This window comes from Janibacter melonis (genome assembly GCF_003721155.3).
Classification (GTDB): Bacteria; Actinomycetota; Actinomycetes; order Actinomycetales; family Dermatophilaceae; genus Marihabitans; species Marihabitans melonis.
Map to the genome: position 1 here is coordinate 2,685,583 of NZ_CP044548.2, position 14,250 is coordinate 2,699,832.

16 protein-coding genes are annotated in these 14,250 nt (G+C 74.5%); 7 read left to right on the forward strand and 9 right to left on the reverse strand.

The features are described from left to right. Positions 1 to 24: 24 nt before the first annotated feature. Complete coding sequence (locus EEW87_RS12860; RefSeq protein ID WP_123092671.1) at positions 25 to 1,146, reverse strand: L-talarate/galactarate dehydratase; 1,122 nt, start codon at positions 1,144 to 1,146, stop codon at positions 25 to 27. A gap of 125 nt (positions 1,147 to 1,271) precedes the next feature. On the opposite strand from EEW87_RS12860, the gene EEW87_RS12865 reads away from it, so the two are divergent. The 5 genes from EEW87_RS12865 to EEW87_RS12885 all read left to right on the forward strand — a co-directional run bounded on the left by EEW87_RS12865 (position 1,272) and on the right by EEW87_RS12885 (position 6,784). After that, positions 1,272 to 2,177 carry an AEC family transporter gene (locus tag EEW87_RS12865; protein WP_224766939.1) on the forward strand — a complete coding sequence of 302 codons (906 nt, stop codon included), beginning with the start codon at positions 1,272 to 1,274 and terminating at the stop codon, positions 2,175 to 2,177. Between the two features lie 36 nt (positions 2,178 to 2,213). Beyond that, positions 2,214 to 3,458, forward strand: a complete 1,245-nt coding sequence (locus EEW87_RS12870; protein WP_123092670.1) for an alpha-hydroxy acid oxidase — start codon at positions 2,214 to 2,216, stop codon at positions 3,456 to 3,458. Further along, positions 3,455 to 4,864, forward strand: a complete 1,410-nt coding sequence (locus EEW87_RS12875; protein WP_123092669.1) for an FAD-binding oxidoreductase — start codon at positions 3,455 to 3,457, stop codon at positions 4,862 to 4,864. Before EEW87_RS12870 ends, EEW87_RS12875 begins: the two co-directional genes overlap by 4 nt. Before the next feature lie 91 nt (positions 4,865 to 4,955). Next, positions 4,956 to 6,125 (forward strand): LLM class flavin-dependent oxidoreductase, encoded by a 1,170-nt coding sequence (locus EEW87_RS12880; protein ID WP_123092668.1) that lies wholly within the window; start codon positions 4,956 to 4,958, stop codon positions 6,123 to 6,125. After that, positions 6,122 to 6,784, forward strand: coding sequence for an FMN reductase (locus EEW87_RS12885; RefSeq protein WP_123092667.1), 663 nt, complete (start codon positions 6,122 to 6,124; stop codon positions 6,782 to 6,784). Before EEW87_RS12880 ends, EEW87_RS12885 begins: the two co-directional genes overlap by 4 nt. A 27-nt stretch (positions 6,785 to 6,811) precedes the next feature. Here the strand turns inward: EEW87_RS12885 and EEW87_RS12890 are convergent, their stop codons facing one another. From EEW87_RS12890 to EEW87_RS12910, 5 genes are read right to left on the reverse strand one after another with little or no spacing between them, the layout of a single operon-like run. Next, the gene (locus EEW87_RS12890) at positions 6,812 to 7,210 is read right to left on the reverse strand and encodes a secondary thiamine-phosphate synthase enzyme YjbQ (RefSeq protein ID WP_123092666.1); all 399 of its coding nucleotides are present in this window, start codon (positions 7,208 to 7,210) and stop codon (positions 6,812 to 6,814) included. Positions 7,211 to 7,219: 9 nt separating this feature from the next. After that, positions 7,220 to 7,768, reverse strand: coding sequence for a hypothetical protein (locus EEW87_RS12895; RefSeq protein ID WP_123092665.1), 549 nt, complete (start codon positions 7,766 to 7,768; stop codon positions 7,220 to 7,222). Positions 7,769 to 7,823: 55 nt separating this feature from the next. Next, a complete protein-coding gene (locus EEW87_RS12900) occupies positions 7,824 to 8,123 on the reverse strand; it encodes a hypothetical protein (RefSeq protein WP_123092664.1) in 300 nt (99 codons plus the stop codon). Beyond that, positions 8,120 to 8,383, reverse strand: coding sequence for a DUF3253 domain-containing protein (locus EEW87_RS12905; RefSeq protein ID WP_123092663.1), 264 nt, complete (start codon positions 8,381 to 8,383; stop codon positions 8,120 to 8,122). Before EEW87_RS12905 ends, EEW87_RS12900 begins: the two co-directional genes overlap by 4 nt. 9 nt (positions 8,384 to 8,392) lie before the next feature. Beyond that, positions 8,393 to 9,616 (reverse strand): MFS transporter, encoded by a 1,224-nt coding sequence (locus EEW87_RS12910; RefSeq protein WP_123092662.1) that lies wholly within the window; start codon positions 9,614 to 9,616, stop codon positions 8,393 to 8,395. Between the two features lie 286 nt (positions 9,617 to 9,902). Here EEW87_RS12910 and EEW87_RS12915 point away from each other — a divergent pair, with 286 nt between their 5' ends. After that, positions 9,903 to 10,439, forward strand: coding sequence for a 2'-5' RNA ligase family protein (locus EEW87_RS12915; RefSeq protein ID WP_123092661.1), 537 nt, complete (start codon positions 9,903 to 9,905; stop codon positions 10,437 to 10,439). An 11-nt stretch (positions 10,440 to 10,450) separates the two neighbouring features. Here the strand turns inward: EEW87_RS12915 and EEW87_RS12920 are convergent, their stop codons facing one another. Then, entirely contained in the window at positions 10,451 to 11,410 is a 960-nt protein-coding gene (locus EEW87_RS12920; RefSeq protein ID WP_123092660.1) for an intradiol ring-cleavage dioxygenase, read from the reverse strand. Positions 11,411 to 11,570: 160 nt separating this feature from the next. On the opposite strand from EEW87_RS12920, the gene EEW87_RS12925 reads away from it, so the two are divergent. Next, the gene (locus EEW87_RS12925) at positions 11,571 to 12,302 is read left to right on the forward strand and encodes a VIT1/CCC1 transporter family protein (RefSeq protein WP_068271380.1); all 732 of its coding nucleotides are present in this window, start codon (positions 11,571 to 11,573) and stop codon (positions 12,300 to 12,302) included. On the opposite strand, the gene EEW87_RS12930 is transcribed toward EEW87_RS12925, so the two are convergent. Continuing rightward, complete coding sequence (locus tag EEW87_RS12930) at positions 12,272 to 12,625, reverse strand: hypothetical protein (RefSeq protein ID WP_148041597.1); 354 nt, start codon at positions 12,623 to 12,625, stop codon at positions 12,272 to 12,274. The genes EEW87_RS12925 and EEW87_RS12930 overlap by 31 nt on opposite strands. 74 nt (positions 12,626 to 12,699) lie before the next feature. Beyond that, on the reverse strand, positions 12,700 to 14,223 hold the full coding sequence (locus tag EEW87_RS12935) for a hypothetical protein (RefSeq protein ID WP_205473728.1): 1,524 nt from the start codon (positions 14,221 to 14,223) through the stop codon (positions 12,700 to 12,702). Between the last annotated feature and the right edge of the window lie 27 nt (positions 14,224 to 14,250).

Genomic DNA, 14,250 nt, shown 5'->3' on the forward strand with positions numbered 1-14,250 from the left:
CACCTCGACCGTTCACGCCATCGCTCACGCGGCGCCGATGGTGACGGTGTCCTTCGTCAGCTGACGCATCCGCTCGCTGAGGGTGAAGCCCAGACCCGGGCGGTCCGGCACCCACATCTGGCCGTCGCGGATCTCGATGCGCTCCTCGAAGAGCGGGTTGAGCCACTCGAAGTGCTCGACCCACGGCTCGGTCGGGTAGGCCGCGGCGAGGTGGAGGTGGATCTCCATCGCGTAGTGCGGCGCGAGGGCGAGCCCGGCGTGGGAGGCGAGGGTCGCGAAGCGCAGGAAGGGCGTGATGCCGCCGATGCGCGGCGCGTCGGGCTGGACGATGCCGCGGTAGCCGGCGTCGATCAGCGCCATGTGCTCGGGCACGGAGGTGAGCATCTCGCCGGTGGCGATCGGGGTGTCGAAGGTGCGCGAGAGGTCGGCGTGGCCGACGGCGTCCCACGCGTCGAGCGGCTCCTCGATCCACACGAGGTCGAAGGCCTCGAGCTCGCGGCACATGCGGCGGGCGCGGTCGCGGTCCCACTGCTGGTTGGCGTCGACCATGAAGGGGGTGTCGCCGAGGTGCTCGCGCAGGGCGGCGACGCGACGCAGGTCCTCGCGCCAGTCGGGCTGGCCGACCTTGATCTTGATGCCGCCGATGCCGGCCTCGAGCGAGGCGCTCGCCTTCTCCTTGATCTCCTCGACGGAGGCCTGGAGGAAGCCTCCGGAGGTGTTGTAGACGCGGCACGAGTCGCGGTACGCGCCGAGGAGCTTGGCCAGGGGCAGGTCGGCGCGCCGGGCCTTGAGGTCCCACAGCGCGACGTCGAGGGCGGCGACGGCCTGGGTCGCGACGCCGGAGCGGCCGACGGAGGCCCCGGCCCACATGAGGGACTGGTAGATGCGGTCGATGTCGGCCGGGTCCTGCCCGATGGTGACCTCGGCGACCTCGCGGAGGTGGGCGTACTGCGCCGGACCGCCGGCGCGCTTGGAGTAGCTGAAGCCCATGCCGCGGTGGCCCTGCTCGGTCGTCACCTCGACGAAGAGCAGGACGGTCTCGGTGAGCGGCTTCTGCCGGCCGGTGAGGACCTTCGCGTCGCTCACGGGCGTCTCGAGCGGGAGCACGACGTGCGACAGGGTCAGGGAGCGGATCGCGTCGGCCATGGGGGTCCTCCGGTGGTTGTGTGGGGCGGGTGCGGACGGCGGGTCAGGGGACGCCCCGCCAACTCATGCGATGAGTATGGAGGTTGTATGATGAGTTGTCCAGACCGTCGAAGGGAGGTCTACCCGTGATCGTGGGATTCGCGACGATCCTCTTCGTCATCGCCGTGGGCGCCGGGCTGGCGCATGTCGGGGTCGTCGACGACCGGATGATCGTCACCCTCGGCGAGGTCGCGTTCTTCGCGGCGATGCCGGCGCTGCTCGTCGTCACCGTCTCGCGGATCGACCTCGTCGGGGCGGGGGTCAACGTCGTCGCGTCGGCGAGCGCCCTCGCCGTCAACCTCGTGCTCTACGCGCTCGTCGCACGGCTGGTCTGGCGCCGGCCGGCGGGCGAGGTCGTCATCGGCTCGCTCGTCTCCGGCTACGTCAACGCCGGCAACCTCGGCATCGCCATCGCCGCCTTCGTCGTCGGCGACGTCGGCGTCGTCGTGCCCACCCTGCTCCTCCAGCTGCTCGTCGTGCAGCCGGTCGCCCTCGTCGTGCTCGACCGGCTCCGCGGCGGGGCCGCAGGCGCTGCCGCCGCGCTGCGCCGGGTCGCGACGAACCCGCTGACCGTCGCCGCCGTCATCGGCTCGGTCATCGCGATCGCCGGCTGGCCGCTGCCCGAGGTCGTCGAGGCCCCGCTGTCGCTGCTCGGCGGCGCGGCGATCCCGCTCATGCTCCTCAGCTACGGCGCCGCGCTGCGGCTCTCGCCCCCGGTCGGCCGCTCCGGTCACACGGCCGAGGTCGCCCTCGCCTCCGGCCTCAAGCTCGCCGTCATGCCCGTCGTCGCGTGGGCGGTCGCCTCCGCGCTGGGTCTCGAGGGCCCGGCGCTGCTCGGCGTCGTCCTCACCGCCGCGCTGCCGAGCGCGCAGAACATCTTCCTGCACGCGACGCGCTACCGCGTCGGGCAGGACGTCGCCCGCGAGACCATCCTCGTGACCACCGTCGCGGCCCTGCCGGTCGCGCTCGTCGTCGCCGCGGTCCTCGGATGACGCACCCCCGCCCCCGCACCTGACGAGAGGTCGACCATGTCCGCTGCCCTCACCCCGCGCCCGGCCCGACGCGTGCCCCGATGGGCCGACGTCGAGCCCTTCCTCCACCTGCGCCGGCCCGCCGCCGACGCGGTGTCGCGGCGTCTCGCCCGGGCGGTGAGCATCGACGACGTCGAGGCGATGGCCCGGCGGCGGGTGCCGGGCGCGGTGTGGGACTACGTGCACTCCGGCTCCGACGCCGAGATCGCGATGGCGCGCAACAGGGCGGCCTTCGAGCGGGTCGAGCTGCGGCCCACGGTCTTCGGCGCGGTCGCGACCCCCGACCTCACGACGACGATGCTCGGGCGGCCCGCGGCCTCCCCCTTCGTCCTCGCGCCGACCGGGTACACCCGGCTGAGCCACCACACGGGGGAGTGCGCGGTCGCCGCGGCGGCCGCCGACGCGGGGGTGCCCTACACGCTGTCGACGTACGCGACGACCTCGATCCCCGACCTGGCGGCCGCGGCGCCCGGCGGGCGCAACTGGTACCAGCTCTACCTCATGCGCGACCGCGGGGTGAGCCTGGAGCACCTCGAGCAGGCGCGCGAGCACGGGTACGAGGCCGTCATGCTCACCGTCGACACGGTCGTCACGGGGATGAAGCGCAAGGACAGGCGCAACGGCTTCGCCATCCCGCCCGAGCTGACCCCGCGCACGCTCGCCGGGCTGGCCCGTCACCCGGGGTGGGTCGGCGGCATCCTCACGAGCGAGCCGCTGCGCTTCGCGACCTTCCCCGAGGGGTCCGAGCACGCGCGGTGGGGGGTGTCGAACGCGCTGCGAGAGCAGGCGATCCGCCCCGAGGACATCGCCTGGGTCAAGGAGCGCTCGGGCCTGCCGGTGGTCGTCAAGGGCGTGCTCACGACGCAGGACGCGCGCGTCGCCGTCGACGCGGGGGCCGACGCGGTCGTGCTCTCCAACCACGGCGGGCGTCAGCTCGATCGCGCGCCCGTGCCGCTCGAGCTGCTGCCGGAGGTCGTCGACGCGCTCGGCGACCGCACCGAGGTCTACGTCGACTCCGGGGTGCGCTCCGGCGGTGACGCCGCGGCGGCGCTGGCGATGGGCGCCCGCGGCGTGCTCGTCGGCCGGCCGTACCTCTACGGCCTCATGCTCGGCGGCCGACGCGGGGTCGACGCGGTGCTCGAGATCGTGCGCTCCGAGCTCGAGCGCACGATGTGCCTGCTCGGGGTGCCCGACGTGGGCTCGCTCGGCCCGCAGCACGTCCGGCTCCGGGGGGACTCGTGAGCGCGGGGCTCGTCGCGGCGCTGCGCGAGGTGCTGGGCGACCGGGGGCTGCTCGCCGACGGCGACGACCTCGAGCCCTACCTGCGCGACTGGACCGGCACGGTCGTCGGCTCGGCGCTCGCGGTCGCGCGGCCGGCGAGCACCGCCGAGGTGGCCGAGGTCGTGCGGCTGTGCACGGCCGAGGGCGTCGCCGTCGTGCCCCAGGGCGGGCACACCGGGCTCAACGGCGGGGCGACACCGCGGCACGACGGCCCGTCGGTCGTCCTCTCGCTCACCCGGATGCGCCGCATCCGCGACGTCGACCCCGTCTCTGACACGGTGACCGTCGAGGCCGGCGTCGTCCTCGCCGAGCTGCAGGAGGCGGCGAAGGGGGTCGGTCGGCTCTTCCCCGTCTCGCTCGGCTCGGAGGGCTCGGCGACCGTCGGCGGCATCGTCTCGACCAACGCCGGCGGCACCGCGGTGCTGCGCTACGGCATGACCCGTGAGCTCGTCCTCGGCCTCGAGGTCGTCCTGCCCGACGGGCGGGTGTGGGAGGGGCTGCGTGCGCTGCGCAAGGACAACACCGGCTACGACCTCACCCAGCTCTTCGTCGGGGCCGAGGGCACGCTCGGGGTCGTCACGGCGGCCGTGCTGCGTCTGCTGCCGGCCACCCCACGGCGGGCGACGGCACTTGTCGCGCTGCCCGACGTCGGGTCGGCCGTCGCCCTGCTCGGTCGGCTGCGCGAGCACGCCGCGGAGAGCCTCATGACGTGGGAGCTCGTCGGGCGCCAGGCCCTCGACCTCGTCCTCGCCCACGTGTCCGGCGCGCGGGACCCCTTCGCCCAGGTGCACCCCTGGTACGGGCTCGTCGAGCTCGCGGGGGTAGACCAGTGCGCGCTCGACGCGCAGCTCGAGGGCGCGCTCGGCGCGGCCGTCGAGGAGGGTCTCGTCGCGGACGCAGTCGTCGCGACAGGGTCCGCGCAGCGCGCCGCGCTGTGGGTCCTGCGCGACGGGGTGTCCGAGGCCCAGCGGGTCGAGGGGCCGTCGGTCAAGCACGACGTCACCCTCCCGATCGCCGGTCTCGCCGATGCCGTGGCCGCGCTCGCGCCGAGGCTCGACGCGGTCCTGCCCGGGGTCCGTCTCGTCACCTACGGGCACGTCGGCGACGGCAACCTCCACCACAACCTCACCGCGCCCGTCGGGCAGGAGGACGCGCTGCGCGCCGCCGCGCCCGAGCTGACGGCGGCGGTCTACGACGAGGTGACCGCGCGCGGCGGGTCGATCAGCGCCGAGCACGGTCTGGGGCGCACGAAGGTCGGCGCGCACCAGCAGCGCACGTCCGAGGTCGAGCTCGACCTCATGCGCGCGGTGAAGTCCGCCCTCGACCCCGCCGGCCTGATGAACCCCGGCGCCGTCCTCCCGGGGTAGGGGCCCGACCCCCGAGGCGCCGCGCCGGAGGGAATGGCCAAGCCGGGGGCGTCGTTGCTATGGTTGAAACGTCAATCAAAGGGAGCGCATCATGCAGTTCGGCATCTTCTCCGTCGGCGACGTCACGACCGACCCCACGACCGGCACCGCCCCGAGCGAGGCCGAGCGCATCGACGCGATGCTCCAAATCGCGCTCAAGGCGGAGGAGGTCGGTCTCGACGTCTTCGCGACCGGTGAGCACCACAACCCTCCCTTCGTGCCCTCCTCGCCGACGACGATGCTCGGCTGGATCGCCGCGAGGACCGAGCGCCTCAAGCTCTCGACCGCGACGACGCTCATCACGACGAACGACCCGGTGAAGATCGCCGAGGACTACGCGATGCTGCAGCACCTCAGCGGGGGCCGCGTCGACCTCATGATGGGTCGCGGCAACACCGGCCCGGTGTACCCGTGGTTCGGCAAGGACATCCGCGACGGCATCCCGCTCGCGATCGAGAGCTACCACCTGCTGCGCCTGCTGTGGCGCGAGCGCGACGTCAGCTGGCAGGGCCGCTACCGCACGCCGTTGCAGGGCTACACCTCGACGCCCTTCCCGCTCGACGAGGTCGCCCCCTTCGTCTGGCACGGGTCGATCCGCTCGACCGAGATCGCCGAGCAGGCCGCCTTCTACGGCGACGGCTTCTTCCACAACAACATCTTCTGGGACCTCGGGCACACCGCGCAGATGGTCGACCTCTACCGCCGCCGCTTCGAGCACTACGGGCACGGCGCCGCCGACCAGGCGGTCGTCGGGCTCGGCGGGCAGGCCTTCATGGCCGCGACGGAGGCCGAGGCCAAGCGCACCTTCCGGCCCTACTTCGACAACGCCCCCGTCTACGGGCACGGCCCGAGCCTCGAGGACTTCACCCGGCAGACCCCGCTCACCGTCGGCACCCCGGAGATGGTCGTCGAGCGCACCCTCGGCTTCGCCGACCACGTCGGTGACTACCAGCGCCAGCTCTTCCTCATGGACCACGCGGGGCTGCCGCTGCCGATGGTCCTCGAGCAGGTCGAGATGCTCGGCACCGAGGTCGTGCCGACGCTGCGCGCCGAGTTCGAGCGCCGTCGTCCCGCGCACGTGCCGAGCGACCCGCCGACCCACGCCTCGCTCGTCGCGGCCGGTCCCGACAGCCCGCACCGCCAGGTCATCAGCAGCCCCGTCGCCCGGGCCGAGCAAGAGCGCGCGCGCGAGCAGGCGCAGGCCGAGGCGGTCGCCCGATGAGCCGCCGCGTCGTCGTCCTCACCGCCGGTCTCTCCCAGCCCTCGAGCACCCGGCTGCTCGCCGACCAGGTCGCCGACGCCGTGCGAGCGGCCGTCGGCGGGCGGGGCGAGAGCGTCGAGGTCGAGACGATCGAGCTGCGCGAGCTCGCCGTCGAGATGGCGCAGACGATGGTGTCGGGCAACCGCCCGACGCCCGGTGTCGTCGCCGCCCAGGCGCAGGTCGCCGCGGCCGACGGGCTCGTCGCGGTGACCCCGGTCTTCGCCGCGAGCTACTCCGGCCTCTTCAAGACCTTCGTCGACCTGCTCGACCCCAAGGCCCTCGACGGGATGCCGGTCCTGCTCGCCGCGACCGCGGGCACCCCACGGCACTCGCTCGTCCTCGAGCACGCGATGCGCCCGCTCTTCGCCTACCTGCGCGCGGTCGTCGTGCCGACCGGCGTCTTCGCCGCGACCGACGACTTCGGCGGGGGCGAGGGCGGGTCGGACCTGCAGCGACGCATCCAGCGCGCCGCCGGCGAGCTCGCGGCCCTCGTCGTCGCCGAGCCGACGGCGGTCGAGGGCTTCGCGCCGACGACGCGCGACGTCCGTCCGCAGGCCTTCGGTCTCACCCCCTCGGCGAGCTTCGCCGACCTGCTCCGCGGGCACGACGGCTCCGCCTGACCGGTCGTCGTCGCGGCGACCGGGGGGTCAGCCCTGGAGCTGGCTCAGCCGCACCGTGCGCACGGCGTTGTCGACGTTGAGGTCGACGAGGCAGATCGACTGCCACGTCCCGAGCGCGAGCCGCCCGTCGAGCACGGGCACGCTCGCGTACGGCGGGATGATCGCCGGCATGACGTGCGAGCGACCGTGCCCACGGCTGCCGTGCGCGTGCTGCCACCTCTCGTCGGCGGGCAGCAGGTCGCGCAGCGCGGCGAGCAGGTCGTCGTCGCTGCCGGCGCCGGTCTCGATGATCGCGATGCCGGCCGTCGCGTGCGGGACGAAGACGTGGAGCAGCCCGTCGCCCTCGACGAAGCGCTCGCAGTCGGACGTGATGTCGAGGACGACCTCGTCGCCGCCGGTGCGGTACTCGCGGGTCTGCGACCTCATCGCCGCGCCTCAGCGCCGCCGGTCGAGCAGGCCGGCCAGGCCGCGCTGCTGCTCGCCGAGATAGGCGTCGAGCACGAGGAGCGCGCCGGTCGCCGCGGGCGTCGCCCACTGGAGCCAGGCGAGCTGCCGCTCGGCGGTGCGCGCCTGCTCCTCCCGACCGCTCGGGGTGGCGGCGATCTCCCCCTTCGCGTCGGTGTCGCTGCCGCGCAGCTGGCCGAGCCGCTCGCCGAAGACGTAGGCGCCCGCGGTGCTCGCCAGCGCGGCCCCGGTGAGGACGGTCTTGACGACGACGGCCTCGCGGGTGGGGCGGTGGCGCATCGTGCGGTTCTTGTTGTCGGCGAGGATGCCCAGACCGCTCAGCAGGTGCAGCCCGATCGCCGCGCCCTGCACGGGACCCCAGCGCTCCCACCCCTCGCCGGACACGTCGACCTGCTCACGGGTGCTGCCGGCGCGACGGGCGGCGGGGTTGAGCCCGACCGCGCCGAAGAGAGAGCCGCCGAACCACGCGGCGTTGGTGACGAGGTGGGTCGCGCGGATCGCGGTGCTCAGGGTGCTCATCGCCCGACCGTACCGAGCGCGACCGGTGCGAAGGGGGCGCAGCCGGGTGGTCGGATCAGGTCGGGTCGTCGTCCGTGCGCAGGGTCTGCAGGGCCTGCTCGTAGCGCTGCCGACGCGCGTCGTCGTCCTGCTCCCACCACGGGGTGCCGCGCTCGCCGAGCCCGTGCTTCGCGGCGCTCACCCGGGCGCGGTACGGCGCGGGGTCGGTGCCCTCGCGGCCGGCCCGCCCGATGGCGGAGCGGGCGCGCCCGAGGTGCGAGCGCAGCTCCTCGGCGACTTCGCTCGGCAGGTGGGGGTCCTCGCGGCGCCAGCGGCGGCCGTCGACGACGAAGAAGTGCTCGTCGGGCTCGCTCATCGCGCGGCTCGTGAGGTGCGTACGCGGATCGGCCCGCGGGCGGTGCGCGCGTCGACGACCTCGCCGCCCTGGGTCGCCTCGACCTCACCGGCGTCGGCGAGCCGGGCGACGACGTCGCGGGCCGGCTGCATGAGGTCGCGCCAGTCGTCGCCGCCGACCTGCCGGGCGGCCTCGCTCGGGCAGATGGTCGCCTCCACCGAGCGCGCCCCGAGGAGCTCACGGATCGCGGCCTCGAGCTGCTCCGGCGTGGCCTGGCTCATCTGACCAGCCTAGACACGCACGCCGTCGCGTGCGTGGTCCGTGAGCTCGTCGTCGACGCTCGCCGCGCGCACGGCCCGCAGACCGGCCCACACGAAGGGGACGGCGGTGGCGGTGAGGACCCACAGCACGACGGTCCAGCCACCGGTCGCGTCGTGGAGGACCCCGACGAGCAGCGGGCCCGCGCCGGCGAGCAGGTAGCCGACCGGCTGGACGAAGCCGGAGACCCGCGCGGTGACGAGCGGCGAGCGCGTGCGCGCCGTGATGAGGGCGATGACGAGCGGGAAGGCGAAGCCGGACAGCCCGAGCGCGACCGCCCACACCCACGGCGTGGTCGCCGGGGCGGCGATGAGGCCGCCGTAGCCGAGGACGAGGAGCAGGCCGAGCACGACGATCATCGGGCGCAGCCCTCGGCCGCGGGCGATCACGCCGGGCATCGTCAGCCCGCCGATGATCGTCACCGCGGCGAGCAGGGCCTGCATCGAGCCGGCGGTCGCGGCACTGAGACCGGCGTCGCGGTAGATCTGGGGCAGCCATCCCATCTGGATGTAGGCGTGCATCGACTGCAGCCCGAAGAGCACGGTCATCGCCAGGGCGGTGGGGGAGCGCACGACGTGCGCGCTCGGCGGGGCGTCGACGTCCGTGCCGACGACGACCCGTCGGCGCTCGGTGCGCGAGAGCCACCACCACAGGGGGACCGCGACAGCGGCGCCGACGCCCCACACCCCGAGCCCGGTGCGCCAGCCGCCGGCGGCCGCGGCGGGGGCCGCGAGGAGCGAGCCGATCGCGCCTCCGACGATGAGGCCGGTGCCGTAGAGGGTCATGAGACGGACCTCGTGGCCACGATGCGACTTCACCCACGCGGGGACGAGGACGTTGCCGACGGCCATGCCGAGCAGGGCGACCGCCGAGAGCACGAGGAAGGCGGCGGGTGCGTCGACGAGGGGGCGCAGGAGGAGCCCGACGGCGGCGAGCAGCAGGCCGATCGCGATGCCCCCGGCGGCGCCGACCCGGCGTCCCAGCCCGACGGCGAGCGCGCCACCGACGCCGAAGCACAGACCCGGCAGCCCGGTGAGGGCCCCGGCCGCACCCCCGCTCATGCCCAGGCCGTCGCGGATCTCGTCGAGCACCGGGCCGACGGTCGACGCGCCAGGGCGCAGGTTGAGCGCGACGAGCGCGGTCGCGACGAGCAGCACCAGGCTCGTCCCGGCCGGCCCCGGCCTGCCTCTCGTCATCACCAGCCGACCTTACGTCCGTGCACGCACGACCACCCGACGGGTTCACCCTTCGTCGCGGGGTCCCAGGTCCTGCGGGTCACCGGAGCTCTTGGTGACCGGAGCTCCTGGTCCCGGGGCTACGAAACCCTGCTGGCAGCCTTTCGACGTGCGAGGAGCCTGTCGAGAGGCACCTGGCACATCAAGACCCAGCCAGCAGGGTTTTGTAGGAGGAGGGAGGAGGGGCGAGGGGGCGAAGGGGGACCCAGCAGCACCTCGTCGGGCGAGGGAGAGGGATGCTGGGGGTGTGGCACGGCACTCCCTCGACCTGACCCTCGACCCGGTGGGTGACGCCGTCGTGCGGGGGTGCTGGGAGCGGCTGCACGCCGCGGGCCTGGCCTCGCCGCACGGGCACGCGAGCACGAGCAACCGCCCGCACGTCACCCTCGCGGCCGCGGCGACGATGAGCGCGGACCTCGCCGCGCAGGCAGGCGCTGCGGTCGAGCCGCTGCTGCCGGTGCCCGTCGAGCTCGGGGAGCCGGCGACCTTCGCCGGCCGCGCGCTCGTGCTCCACCTGCCCGTCGTCGTGCCCGAGGAGCTGCGCACCGTCGTCGACGGGGTGCGCCGCGCAGCCCAGGACCCGCGGGCCGACGAGCCGTGGGCGCCGCACGTCACCCTCGTCGCGAGACTGGCGCTCGAGGACCTGCCCCGCGCCCTCGCCGTCGTCGAGGAGGAGCCGCCCGGGGCGGTCGTCCTCGCCGGCCTCACGTGGTGGGACCCGCAGGCCCGCACCGTCACCCGGCTCGTCGGCCCGGACGCCGGCCGCGTCGAGCACCATCCCTGAGCGCCGGGAGCTCAGCCGCCCGCCGGGCCCCCACCAGGGGCGTCGCCCATGCCACCACCCATGCCGCCGCCCGTCGGCTCGGTCGTCGTGTCGACGCCGACGGTCAGGGTGACCTCGTACCCCTTCGTCACGTCGCCGGTGACGTCCGCGAGCTGGCTCGTCCCGCCGTCGTCGCCGAAGACGTTGTCCGAGGTCAGGCTCAGCCGGCCGAGGTTGCCCACCGAGTCCTCGTACCCCGAGGTCGCGTAGACGGCGTCGCACGCGTCCTTGGGCAGGGCCACCTGCGAGGTCGCGATCGCGGTGCCCGCGTCGGTGATGCTCGCCTCGTCGGGGTAGACCTCGAAGTGGATGTGCGGCCACCGCCCCGAGTAGCACGCGGGGAAGATGCTCGTGAAGCTCACGCGCCCGCTGTCGTCGGCCACCTGCACCCCGCGCAGGTAGTTCTCGTCCTCGGCGCCCTCGGTGTACATCGAGTAGCGGCCCTCGCGGTCGCAGTGCCAGACGTAGACGGCCACCCCGGCGAAGGGGGTGCCGCCCCCGGCGAGGTCCTTGAGGGAGAGGGTGAGGGTCATCGGGATCCCTTCGGCCGTCGTCGTCGAGGAGCCGAAGCTCGAGCGGATGTCCTGGCGCACGACGCCGGACTCGGCGAGGACGTCGGGGCCGTTGCTCCCGTCACCGGGGTAGGGGCCCGCGGTCTCGTCGGGGATCTCGGCGAGATCGCCCGAGCTCGCGCTCGACGCGCTGCCGCCCGAGGTCGTGCTGCTGCTCGTCGTCGCGCTCGTGGTGCTCGGGCTGCTGCTGTCGGTGCCGGCCGCGCAGGCCGTCAGCCCGAGCACCCCGCTCGCGCCGAGGAAGGTCAGCACCCGGCGGCGCCCCAGCAGCGTGCCGATGTCGAACTGCAGCCCCTGGTCGACGAGCTCCTCGTCCTGCCTGGGCAGCTCGCGGCCCTCGTACGTGCGCCTGTCGCTCATGTCGTCCTCCGTCGTCGCGTGCGGGCCCTGGACCGGGCTGCGCTGTCGGATGACAGTCCAGGCCGCGGCCCTGTGCGCCTGCTGTGGGGCGGGTGTGGGGGCCTGCTGAGTGAGGCCAGGCGTCCTTGCAGAGCAGGACGGGTGGGAGTAGATCAGGGTCATGAGCGATGCCCAGCCCAGGACCCCTGAGTCCCTGCCCCCGATCCCCGCCGACGAGCAGGCCGGCGCCCTGTCGGCGAAGCTCAACTGGCTGCGGGCGGGCGTCCTCGGCGCGAACGACGGCATCATCTCCACGGCCGGTCTCGTCATGGGTGTCGCCGGGGCGACGACCGACACGAGCGCGCTCCTCGTCGCCGGCACCGCGGGCCTCGTCGCGGGGGCGCTGTCGATGGCCGGGGGCGAGTACGTGTCGGTGAGCAGCCAGCGCGACACCGAGATCGCCGAGCTGCGGCACGAGGCGCAGGAGATCGCCGAGGACCCCGAGGGCGAGCTGCGTCAGCTCGCCGGGATCTACGAGCGCAAGGGGATCCCCGCCGACGTCGCCCACGAGGTGGCCGTCGCGCTCACCGAGCGCGACGCGCTCGCCGCTCACGCCGAGTCCGAGCTCGGCATCAGCCCCGACGTGCGAGCCAACCCGTGGCAGGCGGCCGGGGCGTCGGCGGCCGCCTTCAGCCTCGGCGCCCTCGTGCCGCTGCTCGTCATGGTGCTCTCGCCGGTGGCGCACCGGGTGCTGCTCACGCTCGGCGCGGTCGTCCTCGCCCTCGTCCTCACCGGCCTGACCAGCGCGACGCTCGGCGGCAGCGGGCGTGCCCGCCCGATCGCCCGCAACGTCGTCGTCGGTCTGCTCGGGATGGGTCTGACCTATCTCGTCGGCACCGTCGTCGGCGGCTGAGGCGGCGGGCTCGGCCACGGGGCCCGCCCCTGCTGCAGCACCTGCGCGATCTCGCTGATCGCGCGCCCGCTGCGTGCCCAGTCGCCGGCCTCGGTGTCCCACACGGGGGTCCAGCCCTCGCGCACCTCGACGCGCCACTGCCGCCCGAGCAGCACGCGCCCGAGGACGACGAAGGGGACGAGGAGCAGCAGGAGGAGCAGCTCGACCGCGACGAGCAGCGCGGTGATCAGCACGGGGATGAAGAGCACGAGCAGGACCAGACCGATGATCATGCTGATGGGGTCGTCACCGAGGCCGGTGCTCGACGGGACCTCGGGACCCATGACGCGGGTCCGACGGCGCCACGGCACCCACCGCCGGGAGACCCGCCACGTGCGTCCCTGAGGGTCGACGACCTTCACCCGCGGCCCGACCCGCCCCGGCCCACCTTCGCCCGCAGCCGTGACGGCAGCCCGGCCGCCGCGGCCACCCCGAGGGCCGAGCGTGGCTCGTAGCCCACGCGCCACAGCCCGCCGTGGGCGGCGCCGTCGGAGAAGAGCTCCTCGGGGTGGGCCCGCACCACCTGCGGCGCCATGAGGTCGTGGACGAGGAGCGCTGCCATGAGCGGCCGGACGGTCTCGGGCTCGAAGACCTCGATCCCGAAGCGGTGCGCGCCCGCGTACGCCGCGCCGAGCACGGGGTTCTTCACCACCGAGCGGGTCCACGTCGCGGGCGCGACGTTGAAGGACACCCGGTGCCCGCCCGCCTCGGCCGCGACCCCGCGCCAGCGCTGCAGCCTCTTCGCGACGGCGTAGTTCGGGCCCTGCTGGGGCACGAGGACGTCGGCGATGCCCGGCTCGCCGTCGGACGAGCCCGCGTACGCCGGCGCGAAGAGCGCCCCGCGGGCGAGCGCCCGGGCCGGGGCCTGCACCCCGCGCAGCGCGAGACCGCGGGCGTCCCACCGGCGCCGCGCGTCGGCGACCACCTCGGGCGGGACGACGAAGGTGTCGGTCGGTGTCGCGAGCCAGGCGAGCGCGGTCTGCGGCTCCTGCTCGAGCAGCGCGGTCATGAGCAGGTCGCTCGCCGCGCTCACGCGCACGTGGACCCCGCTGTCGGCGTAGGCGTGCATCCCGACGACGAAGGGGTCGTCGCCGCGCGCCCGGCGCACCCAGTCGAGCACCTCGAGGGGCTGGTGCACGACGTCGGCACCCGCGTCGCCGTGCTCGTCGACGGGGAAGCGCAGGGTGCCGGCCAGACCCGCCGCGAGCCCGCGCTTGTAGCGCCACGCGCGGGAGCGCGGCAGGTCGATCGCGTGCACCTCGACCCCCCACGACAGCAGCGGCTCGAGCGGCCCCATCTCGGCACCTGCGCCGACGAGGAGCACCCGCCGACCCGGCAGCGTGAGCCACTCGGGGTGCGCGACGACCTCGCGCACGGCGTCACCGACGCTCGGCTCGACGACCCCCTCCTCGACCCAGCGCTCCACCTGCGCGAGGAGCGCGGTGCCGCTCAGGTCGCGTCCGCGCAGCGGCACCCGCAGCTCGCGGACCGCCTCTCCGGTGCCGGTGACCGACTCGGTGGCGAAGGGGGTCAGGCTCACCCCTTCGTGCCCGGTCCCGTCGGTCGAGGTGCCGAGGTCGACGTCCTCGAGCGGGGTCTCGCACCCGTCCTCGCCGACGAGGACGAGACGGCGGCGCATCGAGGCCAGGCCGTCACGCGCGATCTGGCGGGCCGCGAGCGACGAGGCGGCCGAGGCCGCGGTGATGTCGTGCACGTTCGTGAGGTATCCCTTGCGCCAGTCCGGCGTCGCCTCGATGCGCTGGGCGAGCGCGGCGTCGACCCCGGCGACGGAGTCGGCGAGGATCCCCCGGGTCGTCGCCGTCGTCGGCCGCTCGTCGCCGACGGCGGGGAAGTGGATGCCGGCACTCGTGCTCGCGCTCATGGGCGTCATCCTCACCTCCGCGTCGTG